Annotated in this window: 16 protein-coding genes; 3 read left to right on the top strand and 13 right to left on the bottom strand. The window is 48.6% G+C overall.

The annotated features are described in order from the left end of the window. Nucleotides 1-10 precede the first annotated feature (10 nt). Together ACJJII_RS14825 and ACJJII_RS14820 are read right to left on the bottom strand one after the other, a co-directional pair. Complete coding sequence (locus ACJJII_RS14825) at nt 11-1,312, bottom strand: amidohydrolase family protein (RefSeq protein WP_444916711.1); 1,302 nt, start codon at nt 1,310-1,312, stop codon at nt 11-13. Beyond that, nucleotides 1,309-2,721 (bottom strand): amidohydrolase, encoded by a 1,413-nt coding sequence (locus ACJJII_RS14820; protein ID WP_444905736.1) that lies wholly within the window; start codon nt 2,719-2,721, stop codon nt 1,309-1,311. Before ACJJII_RS14820 ends, ACJJII_RS14825 begins: the two co-directional genes overlap by 4 nt. Nucleotides 2,722-3,051: 330 nt before the next feature. On the opposite strand from ACJJII_RS14820, the gene ACJJII_RS14815 reads away from it, so the two are divergent. Further along, nucleotides 3,052-4,665, top strand: a complete 1,614-nt coding sequence (locus tag ACJJII_RS14815) for a hybrid sensor histidine kinase/response regulator (RefSeq protein WP_444916710.1) — start codon at nt 3,052-3,054, stop codon at nt 4,663-4,665. Nucleotides 4,666-4,950: 285 nt separating this feature from the next. Here the strand turns inward: ACJJII_RS14815 and ACJJII_RS14810 are convergent, their stop codons facing one another. From ACJJII_RS14810 to ACJJII_RS14800, 3 genes are all read right to left on the bottom strand, one after another. Further along, entirely contained in the window at nt 4,951-5,529 is a 579-nt protein-coding gene (locus tag ACJJII_RS14810; protein ID WP_444916709.1) for a hypothetical protein, read from the bottom strand. An 85-nt stretch (nt 5,530-5,614) separates the two neighbouring features. Continuing rightward, on the bottom strand, nt 5,615-7,237 hold the full coding sequence (locus tag ACJJII_RS14805) for a vanadium-dependent haloperoxidase (RefSeq protein WP_444916708.1): 1,623 nt from the start codon (nt 7,235-7,237) through the stop codon (nt 5,615-5,617). A gap of 1,653 nt (nt 7,238-8,890) precedes the next feature. Then, on the bottom strand, nt 8,891-10,366 hold the full coding sequence (locus ACJJII_RS14800; RefSeq protein WP_444916707.1) for a lytic polysaccharide monooxygenase: 1,476 nt from the start codon (nt 10,364-10,366) through the stop codon (nt 8,891-8,893). Between the two features lie 776 nt (nt 10,367-11,142). On the opposite strand from ACJJII_RS14800, the gene ACJJII_RS14795 reads away from it, so the two are divergent. Further along, entirely contained in the window at nt 11,143-11,775 is a 633-nt protein-coding gene (locus ACJJII_RS14795) for an acyloxyacyl hydrolase (RefSeq protein ID WP_444916706.1), read from the top strand. 56 nt (nt 11,776-11,831) lie between these two features. Here the strand turns inward: ACJJII_RS14795 and ACJJII_RS14790 are convergent, their stop codons facing one another. From ACJJII_RS14790 to ACJJII_RS14760, 7 genes are read right to left on the bottom strand one after another with little or no spacing between them, the layout of a single operon-like run. Next, a complete protein-coding gene (locus ACJJII_RS14790) occupies nt 11,832-12,998 on the bottom strand; it encodes a glutathionylspermidine synthase family protein (RefSeq protein WP_444916115.1) in 1,167 nt (388 codons plus the stop codon). Nucleotides 12,999-13,001: 3 nt separating this feature from the next. Further along, nucleotides 13,002-13,616, bottom strand: a complete 615-nt coding sequence (locus ACJJII_RS14785) for a DUF1190 domain-containing protein (RefSeq protein WP_282933397.1) — start codon at nt 13,614-13,616, stop codon at nt 13,002-13,004. Nucleotides 13,617-13,628: 12 nt separating this feature from the next. Beyond that, complete coding sequence (locus tag ACJJII_RS14780; RefSeq protein WP_282933398.1) at nt 13,629-14,045, bottom strand: DUF350 domain-containing protein; 417 nt, start codon at nt 14,043-14,045, stop codon at nt 13,629-13,631. Between the two features lie 14 nt (nt 14,046-14,059). Beyond that, nucleotides 14,060-14,713 (bottom strand): YjfK family protein, encoded by a 654-nt coding sequence (locus ACJJII_RS14775; protein WP_444916705.1) that lies wholly within the window; start codon nt 14,711-14,713, stop codon nt 14,060-14,062. Next, nucleotides 14,698-15,768, bottom strand: a complete 1,071-nt coding sequence (locus ACJJII_RS14770) for a potassium channel family protein (RefSeq protein WP_444916704.1) — start codon at nt 15,766-15,768, stop codon at nt 14,698-14,700. Before ACJJII_RS14770 ends, ACJJII_RS14775 begins: the two co-directional genes overlap by 16 nt. A gap of 4 nt (nt 15,769-15,772) precedes the next feature. Beyond that, nucleotides 15,773-16,468 carry a PspA/IM30 family protein gene (locus ACJJII_RS14765; RefSeq protein WP_282933401.1) on the bottom strand — a complete coding sequence of 232 codons (696 nt, stop codon included), beginning with the start codon at nt 16,466-16,468 and terminating at the stop codon, nt 15,773-15,775. After that, nucleotides 16,465-16,869: a DUF2170 family protein gene (locus ACJJII_RS14760; RefSeq protein WP_108732689.1), complete on the bottom strand. Its 405-nt coding sequence runs from the start codon at nt 16,867-16,869 to the stop codon at nt 16,465-16,467. The genes ACJJII_RS14765 and ACJJII_RS14760 overlap by 4 nt, the downstream gene beginning before the upstream one ends. A 148-nt stretch (nt 16,870-17,017) precedes the next feature. On the opposite strand from ACJJII_RS14760, the gene ACJJII_RS14755 reads away from it, so the two are divergent. Beyond that, entirely contained in the window at nt 17,018-17,332 is a 315-nt protein-coding gene (locus ACJJII_RS14755; RefSeq protein WP_108732688.1) for a DUF6471 domain-containing protein, read from the top strand. Nucleotides 17,333-17,455: 123 nt separating this feature from the next. Here ACJJII_RS14755 and ACJJII_RS14750 read toward each other — a convergent pair whose 3' ends face one another. After that, nucleotides 17,456-17,758 carry a hypothetical protein gene (locus ACJJII_RS14750; RefSeq protein WP_444916703.1) on the bottom strand — a complete coding sequence of 101 codons (303 nt, stop codon included), beginning with the start codon at nt 17,756-17,758 and terminating at the stop codon, nt 17,456-17,458. Between the last annotated feature and the right edge of the window lie 40 nt (nt 17,759-17,798).

Raw genomic sequence — 17,798 nt, 5'->3', positions numbered from 1 at the left:
TCTTTGCATACTAGTGCTTGTAACCAAATTCATGGCCCTTTGCGGGCTTGAGGTGTCGATCTCTGAGGCGCGTTGAGCGATTCACCAGGGATTGATTCTCACCCTCAATCAGGATCTGCTCAGCGTAGCTGGTAACTTCCAGGGGATCATCGCTCCAGATCACAATATCCGCAACCGCGCCCTTCTCCAACGTACCGCCCTCAAGATTAAAAATCTCAGCAACATTGCTACTGATTGCCTTTAGCGCTTCCTCATAAGGCATACCATGGGCTACAGCGTTGCCCGCCGATTGGCGCGAGAGGTAAACGTTGTGGCTAGCCACCATATCTGGGCCACTGATAGCTACCGTCACCCCAGCCTTGGCCAGAAGTGCAGCATTATCCAGGCGTGCGCCCAAACTTGAGAATGATGCTGGAATATTGTTGATTGCATCGATCACAACAGGCACTTGTGCTTGCGCCAGTTTATCGGCAACCATCCAGCCCTCAGCTGCACCGATTATAATGAGCTTCACCTTAAAGGTTTCACCCAGTTCTAATACTGCGAGGATATCACTGGCCCGGTTGGCAGTTACCATCAAAGGCTCCTTACCATCGATCACCGGCTGCAGAGCTTGCAGATCTGCCAGATCGTAATCCAGCTCTCGCCATTCTCCACGGTGGATCGCTGCACGATTATCACGATACTCCTGAGCTTCACGCAGAGCACTCTCCACCTTGGCATAAGCGTTGGCACGGCTACCACCGGCCAGCTCGCCACCGGACTCTCCCAGATAAGCTTTTTGCGCAACATTCTTTGCTTCGACGCTATCAAATTCACCATTCAACTTGATGGCAAAACTGCGCCCTGCAAATATCCGCTGAGCATCGATAGCACCGCTGTCCCAAGTGCTGATTCCCGGTGAAACAACGGCACTGGTGACTCCACCCGCCCGGTTGAATGGGATCAGGGTGGACTTAGGGTTGTAAGCAGGTACCGGATTGAAGGCACTACCGATACTGTCACCGGTCACCTGGTGATCATTGGTGGCGCTGGCCGCACTGATCTCGACCAACCCCAGTTCAGAAATGGGCGCTATCACACCGGGCGTCACCACCTTGTTGCGCGCATCAATTACCTGATCTGCATTCACCTCCAGTGAGGGGGCTACCTGCTGGACCTTACCATCCACAACCAGAATATCTGCGGACTCCAGGCTGCCCTGTCCCGCCAAGGTGTGTACCTTGCCACCCTTGATCAGGATGGTCTCTGCCTGGCCAGCGGCTGACATCAACCCCAGGGCCAGCGCACAATAAACAGCTACTTTTCTCACAGTCGCTCTCCCTCTGCATCGAGAATACCCAACTCGAAATCGGTGCGTGGCTGGCGTTTCTTGTCCGCGCGATCGAACATCAATTCCCCATCGATGAAAACTTGATCCACATGGGTGTAAACACTGAAGGGACTGCCGGACCAAACAACGATATCCGCCATCTTGCCGCTCTCAAGGCTGCCAGTTTGATCGGCAATACCCAGAGCCTTGGCGGGGTTCAAGGTCATCCAAACCACTGCATCCTTTGGCTGAATATCGAAGCCCGCACGCTGTCCTGCAGTCATTGCCTTCGCGGTCTCCTCGTGCAAATGCTGTACGCCAACACCGGAGTCCGAGTGAATCATTGCGCAGGCTTTGGCTTGATCCACAATGGCGATATTGGCCTCGGTCATATCGTAGGCCTCATGCTTAAAGCCCCACCAATCAGCCCACATTGCCGCACAAACATTGTTTTCAGCCAGCAGGTCAGCAACCTTGTAAGCTTCCACTGCGTGGTGGAAAGTGGAAATTTTGAAATCAAACTCCTTGGCAACGTCCATCATTACCGCCATTTCCTCACCGCGGTAGCAATGGTTATGAACGAGAATATCTCCATTGAGTACGCCCGCCAGAGTTTCCATCTGCAGGTCGCGCTTGGGCTCATCCCCTCCGTTCTCAACGTAATCCTCCCACTCCTGCTTGTAGGCACTCGCCTTAATCCAAGCATCGCGATAACCGGCGACGTTACCCATTCGAGTTGAGGGAGAGCTACCTTTACCACCGTAAACCCGCTTGGGGTTTTCACCACAGGCCATTTTCAAGCCGTAGGGAGCACCGGGGAATTTCATATCCTGAACACTGCGGCCGGGTACATTTTTCAGGGTGACACTGCGGCCGCCAAACAAGTTGGCCGAACCCGGCAGGATTTGCAGGGTTGTTACACCTCCGGCAAGAGCTAAGGGAAACTGGGGGTCTTGGGTCCAGACAGAGTGCTCCGACCAAACCTGGGCAGTGTTTGGCGAGGTCATCTCATTGCCATCCTGGGCAGATTCAATCCCCGGAGCTGGATAATCACCCAGATGAGAATGCACATCGATAATGCCAGGAGTGACCCACTTACCTTTGCCATCGACAATCAAGGCACCTTCAGGGGCCAGTAACCCCTTACCGATCTCCTTGATCTTGCCATTTTCAAACAACAGGTCCGCATTTTCTTGCTGCTCCCCTGTACCGGTTAGCAGGGTAGCTCCCTGAATCAACACAGGGCGGGACTGGGTTACAGAATAAGTGGAAGGGAAGGCGTCCACACGAGCGAAGTCGAGAGATCTCGGCTCACTGTCAACACGCTTCTCACCGCATGCGGACAGCAGTAGCGAGGCACTTAACAGAGCCGCGATACTGCGCCCGAGAAATCGGGGTTGCAGCTGCATAGTCATTCATCCAATCGTTTTGAATATGGCGGTGAATGCTACCAGTTTGTGCTGACAGCGCCACTATCCAAATTGTCACAAACGACTGTTTAGAGATATGCATCTCCCAATCCAAGGGGCCATAACTGAGCCTGGGAGTTCCCCCAGTACCCCCAAAGCACACTTGATAACAATACGAACTAAAAATAACAGCCAGTCAGCAAAGAATGTCTACACGGTCAAAATACGCCGCCCCAGCTATATACTTTTGTACGTCTTCATGGTGGAATTTCTGGCGGAAAAACAGGCAGCCGCACTCAGGAGGGGAAATAGGTGATCAAGGAAAGTAATATGCCCATTTTTCCCCTTTCACCATCTACAGCTACCACCTCGGGTAGAGACTCAACCCAGGTCTATGAGGCCTTACGTAAAAGTGAGGAGCGCTACCGGGAGCTGGTGGAGCATGCAAACTCGATCATAATGCGATGCGATCAACACGGCCGTATCACATCCTTTAACGAGTACGCTCAACAATTATTTGGCTATACCGAAGCCGAGATTATTGGCAGGCACTTAATTGGCACGATTGTTCCCGCCAGCGAAACGAGCGGCCGTGACCTGCGGCAATTGATAGACCGTATTTGCCAGTTCCCAGAGGAACACCGTTACAATATTAATGAAAACATTACAAAGTGCGGGAAGCGAGTATGGATCGCCTGGACCAATAAAATTATCTCAGATGAGAAGGGAGATCCCGCGGGAATTCTCAGTATTGGTTCGGATATTACTAAGCAGCGGTTGCTGGAGGAAGAGCTTCGGCAAGCTCAAAAAATGCAAGCTATCGGTGAGCTTGCCGGCGGTATTGCCCACGACTTCAACAATATGATTCATGGAATCAATGGCTATGCTGAAGTTATTCGACAAATTTCCACCGATGCCAGAATCAACGAGTATACCAACCATATACTGACTACTGCCCGCCATGCCGCAGAGCTGACCAAACAGCTACTCACTTTTGCCCGCAAGGGAAATTATCAACTTAAGAGCTGCAATACCCACGAAATCATTCGCGATGTTTGTGCAATGCTAACCCGCACTATTGATCGAAGAATCGAGATTGATCAGCAATTAGATGCAAATCGTCCACATATTGTGGGCGACCCTGCTCAACTCAAGAGCGCTTTGCTAAATATCGGAATCAATGCCAAGGATGCTATGCCCTCTGGTGGCTCCCTGAGCTTTGTCACAGCTAATATCACCATAGAAAAATCGGCTTCTATCGCCGATTTTGAGATCCAGCCAGGCCAGTACCTATTAATAACGATTACCGATAATGGCACTGGCATGTCTGACGAAGTGCGACGCCGTATTTTTGAACCATTTTTCACTACCAAGGAAAGTGGACGTGGTGCTGGACTGGGCCTTGCCGCAGTGCACGGCACCATTCATTTACATAAGGGCGCTATACAGTGTCAGAGCCGTGAGGGAATTGGCAGCAGCTTTAAGCTATACCTGCCAATTTCCAAGCCCCCAATCAAAAAGAGAACTTACCAGGCCAAGAAACTAGCTCGCGAGCGCAAATTGCGCATTATGGTTGTCGACGATGAGGCAATTGTCCGCACCTACTCTAAAGCCCTGTTCGAAATGAACGGCCATAGCGTCGTTACCTTTGCGACAGCAGAGCAAGCAATAACTTACTATCGAAAATATAGTGATGAAGTAGATTTGGTCCTGCTGGACATGATTATGCCCGGCATGGATGGGCAAGAATTGTTCGCTTTTCTAAAACGGATTAACCCCGAAGTGAAGGCTATTCTCTCCACCGGTTACAGCGTGGATAGTAAAGTTCAGGAAGTAATTTCTGATGGGGTGCTAGATTGCATCCAGAAACCATTTACATTCGAGCATCTCAGTAAAAAGATTGAAGAGATGATTGCCAGCGGAAAAATAACTCTCCCCAGGTAACAAAAAAATTCTATCTAAATCGCCGCAACTAGCCTAGCTGACAGCTACGTCACAGAGTTCAGATACCAATTAGTTAGCTAATGGAATGACCCCTATGATAATCGGTTGTAAAAAAGTGAAGTGATAAAGTAATCAGGATAAGGCTACACAAAAGCAGCTCAAGCGGAATTTCCCATTATTTTAGTGTTTGCAGACTCCCACAAACCAAAGTCAATCGATATATCATTACCTTCCTGCTCGGTACAATCTCGATAGTTTTGAAGCCGATGCGTTCTTAGTGGTATGTCACAATTTTGCCGCTACGGTCCCCTTCCCCACCAATCTTGTCAGCTTGGTGTGCTCGTCTCCTATTTCAGTGGACACAGTCTCCACGAAGCGTACCATGCCCGCTAAAATTGCTGCGTTATAGTACTCTCCACTTGCCTCAAGCTCCTCAACGGCTGCGTTCATATCCTTGAGAGCCCTGGATGCTTCCAGATCCCACTCATGCAGCTTGGCGAGACTCGCCTTCGCAGATGCCACTTGCTGCTCATCCACCCCGTCTTGAGTCGCCGCAAGACTCTCTGCTCGGACGGCCTTTATCTCAGCATCGTACTTACGAATATTAGTCAGGGAACGACGAACAATACTGTTCAACTTGATAACTGTATCCCGCTCGAATGCAGCCTTAATGTCATTGCTAGCCAGTGCCACTGAAGCGGGTGTTTTTGCGGGGTGGATAACGCTTTCAACATCCGGTGCCGACTCCTGTTCACCTACCCAGACCTTCTCGTTTTCGACTGGCTCTTTGAGTGTGTGCGTAGCTAAAAACCCAAAAGCGATTATTCCGAACACTGCCACTGCAATATATCGTTTGCTATTCATACGGTGAGTTACCTTTGGTGTGGCCGCCCCTTACGGAGCGGCACCTGATGGAGAGCGAGAATTTAGCTCATAGCGTAAAAATAGTTTACCTGCGAGCCCTTGATCTACTAATCAGGCTAAATGCTTCGACGTTGTTCATTAAATTCTGCGCGATCTGCTCGCCCATGACTTGGCCTGCAATATTGTCAAAGTCCCAGTGCACTCCGTTATAAATGCGGCTTAGGCCATTTTCCTGTTGAGCGGCGGTATAGGATTCAAAACGGACAGGTACCAAAGGCCTCGGTGTATCCGGCGTGAAAGGGTCGAAGCCTTCCCCATTGTATTCTTCCGATACAAAAGTAAAGGGCTGGTCTCCAAACATACTGCGCATAATCTCGAAGGTGGAAGCACCGAAGGTAGCATGACCCGATGGGTAGGAGGGGAACGGCGGTGTTGGCCTAATCGCAATGGTGGTATTGATGACTGACACCCCTACCGGCAACCATTGCTCATCCTGCAAGGTCGATGGGTTGTCGTCATCGATGCGAATACCGGTAACAGGTCTCCAGTAATTGTAATAGTATTTACTGTCCCACGCAGCGATACCAGAATCCGCCAGCCCCACATTGATCAAAGCAAAATACCGGGCCAGATCCAGCTCATTGTCGACTTTGTTATCCAGTGCTGCCTGCAGGGCGATAAGGTTATATAGTCTCGGGGGAATGCCCAATAACGGTACACCATCATATCCCCAGTAATTCCCGATAAATCGTGTCTCTGCTGTGGATGTCGATGGGGTAATAGTATTGGCTGGGGACCCGCCGAGGGCCGCCACTTCCTCATAGGCTTCGGCATATTCCTCAGACGTAATTGTAGGCGGAATCGGACTGCGGAATTGATCACCTGAACTTAGTGAAAAAGGTGTCACACTACCCCAATAGGCTCCGAGAGCCACGGAATCGTGGCCAACTGGATCCACGGGATCAGGCTGCCATTCTCCCGGTACCGTAGCACCCGTGTTGACCGATGTAGAGTGATAGGTGTCATCCCCATCCGCGACAGCGCCGCCCTCACCATAAGCGGGCTCCAAGTGGTCGGCCTTATCGTTGCTTCGCACCGCGAGCATTGCCGCAGCGGCGGCTTCGCCAATCACTTGGCCCTTGGCAATCCTTTCGGCACTATCTCTTGACTGGTCGAGGTCGGATTGCAGTAATTCCTGCAATCGCTCTGCCTGATCGGGGTAGAGTGCGCGCAAGGTTTCGTAAGCGGCGTAAGCGATAGCTGCACCTTTGGATGCATCTCTGGTGTCGAGCACACCGAGATCATTATAAGGTTGGTATTTACCGTCAAAGGCGTTCAGAGCGTCAAACACAGCAGTTTGTACGATGGCGAATGCGCGACTGGACCGGGTAGGCCCCCCCTGGTAGAAATCCACTTCACCGGTATCAGGGTCGGGAGTATGATCGATAGCCGATGAGTCGAGCATCGTGTTAAACCAAAATACAACACGATCTCTAGGTCTATTAAGCTCACCAGACTTCCCCGATGTCCGCTCAAGCCGATCAAGTACACCTTTGGAAAGAGTTGATCGGCTGGTTTCTCCTAGATAAGCACTGGTTTGTCCCTTGGGCTGCTTACCCTTCGTCTTCTGAGCCTGTACAACATCCGTTGCCAGTAATAAGCCGGCTGCTAAAAAGCAGGCTGATGTTTTTAAAAAAATATGGTTCATTGTATTACGTCCTTAGATATTAAAGGGCGCGCTGAATCAGTACATCTATCAGTGGCCGTAAGTATGCTTTCGTAAATCGCATCAGGCTGTAGAAATCATGCCGAGTAATATTTCTCGCAAGTCTCTACTTGCAAACTACAAACCTGCCCCCTATGTTGATCCCTACCGCTTCATATCGATTAATTTCATACATCCCTATAGACATGGCGCCGATAATAAAGAGAAGGCCAAACATCAAAATGGTTCTCTTATCAGGTTGTTATTTTTTAGGTGCTGAGCCAAGCTGAATACGGCTCGCTCTCCCATTCCTTGCTACTAAGGGAGACAAATTTCTCAACAAACTGCGGACAATGGACCTGCATAAAAGTGCTAGATAAAGGTTTTTCAACCAGAGCGAATATAATTTTAAAATTAGCGATCAGACGCTGTTTCCCGCACCGACAACTTACCCATCGGCAGCCTCTTCATCACTACCACTAAAAGTCTTTGATCTAACCTCGAACAATACTCCAGCCTTAAGCAAGCACATAAAAACGGATTGATTGACTACCGATGCTAGTTTGGATTTTTGTAAATTCATCTCTTTACCTGTTATTCAACCTTGTCTAATTTCCCCATTTGAAACAGGTTAGTATTACCTGGCGAGGCAAACCTCGAATATAATAATTATTACAAATCTATAGACCACGGTTTATCAACACGGTTCCTGACAATTATTTTCATAAATTTACACACCCATTAAATTCAAACCAGTGGAATTTCCCACCGCAAGAAAAACTTAAACAACCAATTCCCAACCAAAAACCCAATACTAAAAAATATTAATAAATACGTAACTACAATTAACATCTAAACGCGAAAATCATAGTCAGCACAACAAAAACAAAGTCGTCATACGCAAGGCCCTGAGCATCCGAAACAATTAAATTGCCAGCAGATGACAATCCACAGACAGTGCTATGAGAAATATACTCTTGAGATCACACACATACAGAACCTATAGAAGCACCCTCCAGTCTCACGCTATTAAGGCAGTAAAATAATAAAATACATTGCACATTCACTATGACCCAATGTAAACACCGCTTAAGGGATTAACAATTTTCTATGTAGACAGTTAGATTTTTAGATCAACACTTAGACTAGGCAAATAGTTTATTTTCCAGTTTCAGCAACTATTGCCCCTGAAATACTCTATCTACCCAACTAAATTTTACTTGGAATGACGGACGATATAATCCAGCATTTAAATAACCAAGCCTAAAAAAGCAATTGCTATTACTTATTTATAGCTCCATAGCTAGACGGTATTATTCGATCGCAAATACCGATATGGAGATAAAACATCAGGCGTGCAAGCTAACTGTTGAGCCAATTTTGACCCAATAAAGCGGACATAGTGCAGAAATGGAGATTGATCATTGTTCGTGGAGCCATCCACTAACAACGCTTGATTATCTCAACCCAGGAGCAGAGAGCTGATTAGGAGTGGAGAAATATACCTGTTCATCTAACAGGAGAGAGCGAGATTGGTGTATCACAAGAAGTAATACACCAGATAGGTTAATAAATCTTTCCGACTTCAGGATACCATGCTCTTAGATTGAACCCAGTTCAATCACCTACCGAAAGGTAAGTGATTGAATTTGCTAGTTACTGACAGGAGCTCTCTTCCCAAAACTGCGGAGCAGCAGATGGAGACCACCAATTTGGTCCATAGGTTGAGACATAAACTTGGCCGCCGAAGGTCACTCTATCTCCAACCTGGTAACCGTTATCACCCGCGTAAGGCTGCTGGAACTCAGGGCAGGAAACTGCAGAGCTATCGTCTCCACTATTGCTATCAGAGCTATCATCGGAACCGTTATCAGAGCTATCGTCTGAACCACTATCGGAGCCATCACAGGTAGTTTCATTCCAGAATTGCGGCGCGGCACTCGGCGACCACCAGTTTGGCTCATGTGTAGATTCATAAGCAACATTGTCATAGATAACTACGTCGCCAATCGAGTAACCTGGATCACCGCCATACTGCTGCACAAACGCTTCACAGCTGGAATTGCCGGAATTTCCAGAATCGCCATTGTCTCCACTATTATCCGAACTATCATCACCGGAATTATTGTCGTCATCGGTAGAGTCATCATCCTGGTCTTGAATAAGCTCATATCCAATTTCAACATTTTCTAAACTGCTACCTTCTAACAAGTAGATACTGTTGATGCCATATAGAGGCTCAAAGCTGCTGCTACCATCATAATCACCGGCGCGGATGCTGCTCTGTTCCTGGTTAATCAGCTCAGCCAGATCGTGAGACCAGTTTTCAGCGATACCCTGTTCATCTGAGGCAATTTCCAGAACAGTAGAGTATGAGGAGTTCTCACCGGAGCTATCAAATACACGAGTGTAAACTTTATCGCCCACATTCAGGTCTTGAGTTGGGTTAATAGTGCCCCCAACACTCCAGTCAGTATTGACAACATTATCACCATCAAACTCGACATCGATAACGTTATAGAAGGCATTAACCGTATCACCTACATCCCACACAGCAAGAATTACATGGTAGCCTTCACGCTCCGGCACCTGACACTCGTGTGTCGTATTTACCGCAGGCTGCTCATAGTTGCCATCAACCTCACAGAATGGATCCAGATCAAATTGGTCGCGGGTCAAAACCGCATTTGGATTCCAACCTTCTTTGGTAATGTAATATTTCCAGTCCCGGGTTACATGATTGGCCGTAAAGCGCCATTTAAAAGTTTGCCAACCGGAGCTAATATAATTCTTAACCCAGCGATCTGAGGATTGCTCATTTAATTCTGACCAAGAGCTATCTCCTGCACTGGCTATCTGCCCATCAGCAGGACCACTTTCAGGAAAACCTTCATTCCCTTCAATGCTTTGCGGTTCCCATTGAACAGCACCGCAGTTAACATTCATCTCTCCTGTATCGAGAGCATATTTACACAAGGTCCCACGAGCGGATGCAACACCACCATCAGCGGCCTCTACATAGCCGTGGCTAAGTGCATTTGAACTCATACCGGCCAGTGCTATTGCCATCAGGGCGCTATTTAATACTGGTAGTTTAATTGCAGATGCTAGTTTGGTTTTTCGTAAAATCATATCTATGCCTGTTATTCAATTTCGTCCAACCTCCTTCCCCAGCTGAACCAGGTCCTTATCCTGATTACACATATTCGATGTGTAATGTTGGCGACAGAATTATGGACCGCTACTTAACAGCACGGTTCCTGACAATTATTGATATAAATTTACAAACTTCAGAAGATCACCAGCGCACCATTTTCCCTTAAAAATAATATTAAGGGGTATTATTTTTCAAGAAAGAATAATCAATTAAAAAATAGGACGAAAAAACTACAGCGACTCCTAAAATAGAGAACAGGCAAACCTTTAACAGGATGAGAAATTTCACAGACGATTTTTAACTTAATACAAGTCCCCACACCCGTTAATTATCAATAGATGACACCCTCTCTCACGAACAACCCCCTATTACAATTCAAAATAGATAAGCCTGACTGCCTTAAAACCATAAATTTCTCGAGATTACCTACCCGCAAAAGTTGCTAGTAGGGCGGGAATTGGCAGCTACCCCAACCTACGAACACGTATTTCATCCTGAGAAAAAACCTCTTTACATATCAGAGAACTATCGCTGTCACCGCTTTTTTTAAACTGTCACTGCAAGTGTTTTCCTGGCAACAAATACCACTGGAGACCAGTAAATTATTCCCATGAGTAAATTACCACTGGGATAAAAGACCTATATTCGCTCACCTCTGTCTACACTGGAAAAGAACCCGGATGATTTTGAGTTTCCCTAACCAATCATTTTCTTGTAGTCACCATTCGTAGTAGGAAAGGTAGGATCAGGGATGATGTTGTACTTGATTATCCGCAGGCTCGGCCTGTGTCTGTTATTTTCTTCTCTTTTGCTTCCAGCCTGGTCTTTGGCTGAAACGGCAACAAACCCGGATAAACGGTGGGCTGCAATTGTTGGAGCCGGCCCGGGATTTTCCAATCGCCGCAATGAACTCACCCAATATCGCCTTGCCATATCCAAGGACCTGCCCTGGCAGTGGTCCCTTGCTGAGAAATGGACGCTAAAAACGCGACTGGAGACCAGTTACTTTGAATGGCGATCCAGCCTGGACGATGGCGATCCAGACGTCTCCAAACGGGGAGAGGATTTAGTTCACGGTATGTCAGTGAGTCCGGTATGGAGGCTTGAGTACCTGCCCCAGTGGGACAAGCCTATCTTTCCCTACTTCGAGTTTTCCGTGGGGGCCAGTTACATTACTGAGTCCAATATTGTGAGTAAAAACATGAACCACACAACTCTGGGATGCCATTTCCAGTTTGAGGATCGAATTGGATTGGGCTCTGACTTTGGGAGTGAGCGCCGCTGGGGAGTCACAACTTACGCACTGCACTACTCAAATGCGGGAACCTGTTCTGAAAATTCCGGAGTGAATTTTTTTGAGCTGCGGCTGCACTATAACTTTTAAAGAAGAGGATTGAGCAGGCGCCGGCTTGATGTCAGCGCCTGCAGTCGTTGGCGGGCCTAGAGGATGATATGTGGCAGATAACGGCTCATATCCTGGGTAATCAGGTTTGAATCTTCCCGGATGGACATTCCCGCTGCCAGGTCATCAACAAGCCAGCTTCCCACCAGGGTATGGTTCTTTCCAAACTTGGGCAGAGGATGCAGAGCCTGATAGATAAATCCTTCTTGCCCATAGGGGCCATCGGACAGCAAAGTGGTATCCGCCCCTTTTACTACCGAAATATTCGCCCCTTCTCGTGAAAAGATTGGCTTCTTAACCAACTCCGGGAAATCCGCAGCCTTGTCCAGCTCATCCTCAAAAAAAGAGGGAAGCAGATTCGGGTGCTCTGGAAAAAGCTTCCACAACATTGGCAGAAGCGCCTTATTGGAAATAATTGCCTTCCAAGGCGGTTCCAACCAACGGACATTGCTTCCTGCCAACAGGGTCCCGAACTCCTCTCGGAGCATAAATTCCCACGGGTACAGCTTAAACATCCAGGTAATTACCTGATCATTCAAATCGGTAAACTGACCCGCTTCATCCCGGCCAATATCTTCGATAAAGACAAAATGATTATTGATCCCCGCTTCGGAGGCACAATCCTGTAAATATTGAACCGTGCCCCGGTCTTCTTCCGTATCTTTACAGCAGGCGAAATGCAACTCCCGCCCCGGGGTCAGGAACTGTAAATCATGGAAGCGGTTAACCAGCTTTTCCTGCAGGCTATTGAACTGATCAGACTGTAGCGGCAGAGACCTGCGATCAACATTGTCCTGTAGCCACAACCACTGCCAGAAGCCGGTTTCATACAGAGAAGTGGGAGTATCAGCATTGTTCTCATAGAGCTTTGCCGGCCCCTGTCCGGAATAGGCAAAGTCCAGGCGAGAATAGAGACTGGGGTCGCCGTTACGCCAGGATGCTCGCACAAAGTCCCAGTGCTGCTCGGGTATACAGAACCGCCTCAGCAACTCCTCATCCTCAAGCACACGGGCAACGACATCCAGGCACATCTGGTGAATTTCTTCGGTGGGATCTTCAATGTGCTTTTCTATCTGCTCCAAAGAGAATTGATAGTAGGCGCTTTCATCCCAGTAGGGCTCGCCATACATGGTATGGAAGTGAAACCCAAACTCCTGCGCTCGCTCTTGCCAACGCGGGCGCTCACCAATCGGCAACCTCAGCACAAATCAACCTCCCCAGCCGCGCGAACCACCACTGCTGGAGCGCCCCCCTCCCCAGTTGGATTTGGCCGATGCCACTGCACCAAAGCCTCCACGGGAAACAGTTTTGGTAACTTTAGGCTTAGGCGCCGTAGCGCTTTTATCCACCTTATAAGATGAACGGCCATAGTCGCCAATAATGCCGCCGTCAGCTGTCATCAGCTTGTCGCGGTAACGGGAGCCTGAATAGCGGTAGACCGGGTTGTAGTAGCCATAGTTGTAGTGGCGATCCCTGTCATTGAGCATGGAGCCAACCATAAAGCCCGCCATCAGAGGCATCCAGACGCCGCTACTGGTCTCTTGGCAACTACCGAACTCAGCCTCACACTGAGAGAGACGGGAATACTTGGGCCCGGTGCGCTCCGCTTCCTCAACCGCGCGCTGATAAGCTGCTTCACATTGAGCTTCGTCCAGCTGGGTATTGGCCACACAGTCATCTACTGAAGAGACAACTTTAACTTCCTCATCTGAGGAGCAACCGACCAGGGCAGCCGCTACACCTAAGGCAAGTGGGCGCAGTAAAAAATTGGAGCCACCGCCCTTTCGCATCCTTGCCAGGTTAATATTCTTGGTACGCTTCATTACCACCCCCAATTAGTAGCTCATGCAAGCCGCATTCAATACGCCAACAGCGATTGTAGTTGCAGCCAACATAACACCGGCACTCACCTCTCCATCTTCGATGCGCTCAACAATACGCGGCATAAACCCAAAGCGGATAATGGCAAAAGCAATTAACTGGGCGATCAATGCAACCAGGGCCCAGATGGCGAAATCGACAATAGAAATAGAGTTACTTGCAGCACCACCAACGGCAATTGCAAAACCCAAAACAGCACCACCAAAACCAATAGCGGCAGCCGTATTCTTATCTTCGCGGATCAACTTCCACTCATCGTGAGGGGTCACCAGTGCGTATAAAAATTTAAACGCGATCAAAAGTACCAGCGACAGGCCAAAGTAGGCCGCAAAATGCAAGATACCAGTCAGTAAATCATAAGGCTGGTCCATTAAATATCTCCTTATTATCCGTGTATTGTTATTTGTGAGGGGGTCAGAGTAATGCCGGTGCTAATCACCAGGCTGCGGCTTAGGTAGCCTGCATCCTCTTCTTTCTCTTCAGCTGAGAGAAAAAGGGATTCGGTTTGCTGATCAGACAATTCGCGTTCAAAAAGCATGGTGAATTGATCCGTTACTGAATAATCACCATCTTCATCGTAAGTCTTTTCGGCCATATGCACTGGGTTGTGGTAATCCCCTGCTGCGGTCCATACACGGCTATAAGTGCGATCCTGAAGGTGATAACTGGGTGCGCCAATATCACTCTTTAACAGTTTATTCCAAGCCTGCTCCGAACCAACATCCAGAGTGTCGTAAAAATGGAACAGCTTTACATCGACCACATGCTCATCCCGCTGACCGCCCTCAGCAATCACTTGCAGCCAGGCATCATCATCAGTGTAAAAGCGATAAATCCAGGTACCATCTAGTTCGACAACACCGGCCGCTTTAATGATCTGGGTCGGTGAACAGGATTCAATGGTCAGTTCATCGAGTATCAGACGAATGGCCAAAGGGTCCAGCTCAAAACTCGTCCCCATTCGCAAGCCCATAATTTCTGGAGTCTTGACCTTTGGAGCGTCCTTTCCCTTTATTTTATTTATCAGTTTGGTAAACATGTACCAACACCTTCTTCATTACTTTTTATATCGAAACAGCTTTTTTCATCGAGCCGCTTTGCAGAGATATAATACAGCATGTCGCCCTCGGTGACCTGATCGGTAAGCCCCGGGTTCACATCAATTTTAACCACGCCCTTTCTACGTACCGCAATTAAGGTCGCGGAGAGATCCCGCTTAAAATGGTCAAATAATTCACCGACAGGAAGAGGCTTCTCACCCCGATATTCAACGCTGTATTGGGTCATGCCGTAAGTGCTATCGAGCAACTGTCGGTGCAACCTTGCGGAACCGGGGTCAAGCGAGGATTTTGCCAACATCTCTACAGCGACAGAGGGAATACATTCAATATTGGGACAGTGGGCACGGAGCAATTCACCCACATTTTCATCTTGGAAATAAGCCGTTTTATGGCTGTTCGGGCTGAGCTTGTCGCAGAATAAGGCGGTTGTAAGGGTTACATCATCCAGAGGGTTGTCGATAATAATTCGAGCGGCATCGGCCAACCCTGCCCTCTGCATACTTTCTCCGTGGGAAAACGATTCCACCCGGACAAAATCAATCTTACCCGGCATCGGATTTTCGATATCGGCTTCAACACAGAGGACAATCTCTGCTGCGCTACCGTTTGTTTTGGAGAGTAGCAACTCAATCAAGCGGAGCGTTCTGGTACCGTTCCAGCCGATAATTACTGTGTGATCAATATGGTTTGTCATACGCAAGCCCTTCTTGCCGCGATGCACAAATTCTGAAACCGCAAAGCCAATTCTTGTGACCACCATGGCAAACAGGCTGAGGCCCACTGGGATTACCCAAGCGGCAACCACGACTTTACCCTCAGGGGTTACCGGGGAGAAATCGCCGTAACCTACTGTCGATGCGGTAACGACCAACCAGTAAAAGAAATTCTCGCCCGCGACAATATCAGCTTCACCGGCAATTTTGAGCAGCCAATAGGAGATGAAAACATAGCTGCCTACAGCTATGAGAATTGTGGTTACATTGGCCCGAATGAAAAGCGACGCCAGAAGGCGTCGCACTCGATAAAGCAGCACTGTGTTAAGCCTTTTCGCGGCCCGCTAACAGTTGAGCCAACTTATCGCTGCCACTTTTCTGGCCGCCGGGCTTGATGCCCGCCGCTTTCAGCTTGGCATCCAGGCTGGAACCGGTTTCCTCTGAAGCCAGCTCTTCCGCAGCTTCAAGCTCAGCAGCACGCTGCTCCTGCTTGTTTTTGATGCGATCCAGGCTGTCCAGCGCTGTTTTGATCTTGCTGTTCGCGCCCATATGGCGGGAAGAAACCGCTACCTGTGCTTTTTGAACAGATTCAGTCGCTTTGATCTGGTCAATCTGCTGTTCCATACGGCGCACATTGGTTTTTGCCTGGGTAATATTACCTTTCAGGGTGCTCTCTGAACTCAGGAATCCATCCAGGATGCTGCGCTCAGTTTCCAGCTGGCTTTCCAGCTCGGTAACACGCTCTGCGCACTCAAGAGCGAGTTCGTTATCGCCCTTTTCACTCGCGTTAATTGCGTGAGTGCTATAGGTTTCAACGTCGGCTTGCAGCGCTTGGACCTTACTCTCAGTAAGTTTGCGCTTCGCCATGATTTTGGTCAGATTTTCATCGCAAGCTTTCAATTCTTCCTTCGCCTCGCGTAATTCTTGGTCAAGAATACGAATCGATTGGCTATCCGCTACTGCTTCTGTTCCTTCGTTAACTGCGCCTTTCAAAGCAGTCCAGATTCTCTTAAGGCTCATGCTACACCCTCCGTTTCAAAATGATCGGCAAATAAATCCAGGAAGTCACCCACATTGGAAAACAGGGTCTCAACCTCCTCGATAACAACTTCGTCCTTGCTGGACACCGACAGAGCACCGAAAGCGACGTAGTAGTTCTCACCACCAATATTCTTAATCGCAATGGCTGTCAGGGGCACCAGCTGATGTGTTTGCAGAACCATTTCATTGAGCGCTGCCACATCATCTACCTGGCTCACGGGAAACAGAATGCTCTCTACAACTATCTGCTTCTCGCCAACATAGACAAACGCATCGACGCCTTCATCGTTGGAAATACTGAGGCAATCCCCCTCAGATTCGACCACCCATCCGGAGTGGTTTTCCGCCAATTGGCGCAGGTTCTCATTGTTCCAGGTCATCTCAACTCCCTCGCTGTGGAATATTGGTCACAAATATAGCACCAAAAAATCTGCGGTCAATAACTTATTACAAACTAATGTTGCAAATAATACACACAAAGATAATATTTACCACATTGGTGATAGTGAATAGGACGGAGTAGAGCCCATGGACCACAAGCAAAGCCTGAGCAACCAGCAAGCACTGACCCCTTACAAGCAGGCAATTGCTCGCTATGTGCGCGCATCAATGGCACTAAAGGGCATGCGTTACGGGGATCTCGCCCAAGCACTGGCCGAGAGAGGAATTTCAATGACACCGGAAAACCTGCGCAGCAAAGTCAGCAAGTGCATGTTTTCAGCAGATCTGCTGGCAGCCATCATCGATGCCATGTCGGTGGAGGACAGCGCCATGCTTGAAATCCTCAAACAGGCCCGTGAGCTGCAAGATCGAGGACTCTATGCCGAGCAGGAGAAAAGCTAACACGCCACCTCCTTGGACACCAGTACACGCGATCACACTTTGACTCCGTCGTCAGTAATCAAGCTTACCCGCTGAAGAACCGGGGTATCCACGACTCACCTGCACAGCTCCTTTACAGGTGAGTTAGTAGTGATGCAATTTGACGACTGGCTCACCATTACCACACTTTCCGACAACCTCAGGCTCTGAAAGCTTGGCCCCTGCAGGAATAATCTTATTCGTTGGCCACCAAACAAAGCAGGCATACCTGAAATTGACTGCCCAGTTACAGTAGAGGCGTCCGTCCTCTTCCTCATAGAACCGCGCCTGGCAGAAACTTAAAGTGGGACTTCGCACCCCTTGAACCTGCTGGGGATCAGCCAAAGAAACTTGCACTCCGGCAATTGCAACCACCGAGAGGGAGAGAATCAGCGACCAGGATTTCATAGATCTACTCTGGAATTTTGCTCAAACCTCCTTGAAGACT

This window comes from Microbulbifer maximicatervae (SeqCode), from assembly GCF_052467825.1.
Note: the sequence above shows the minus strand (reverse complement) of the source record. Positions and strands in the feature narration are given on the sequence as shown.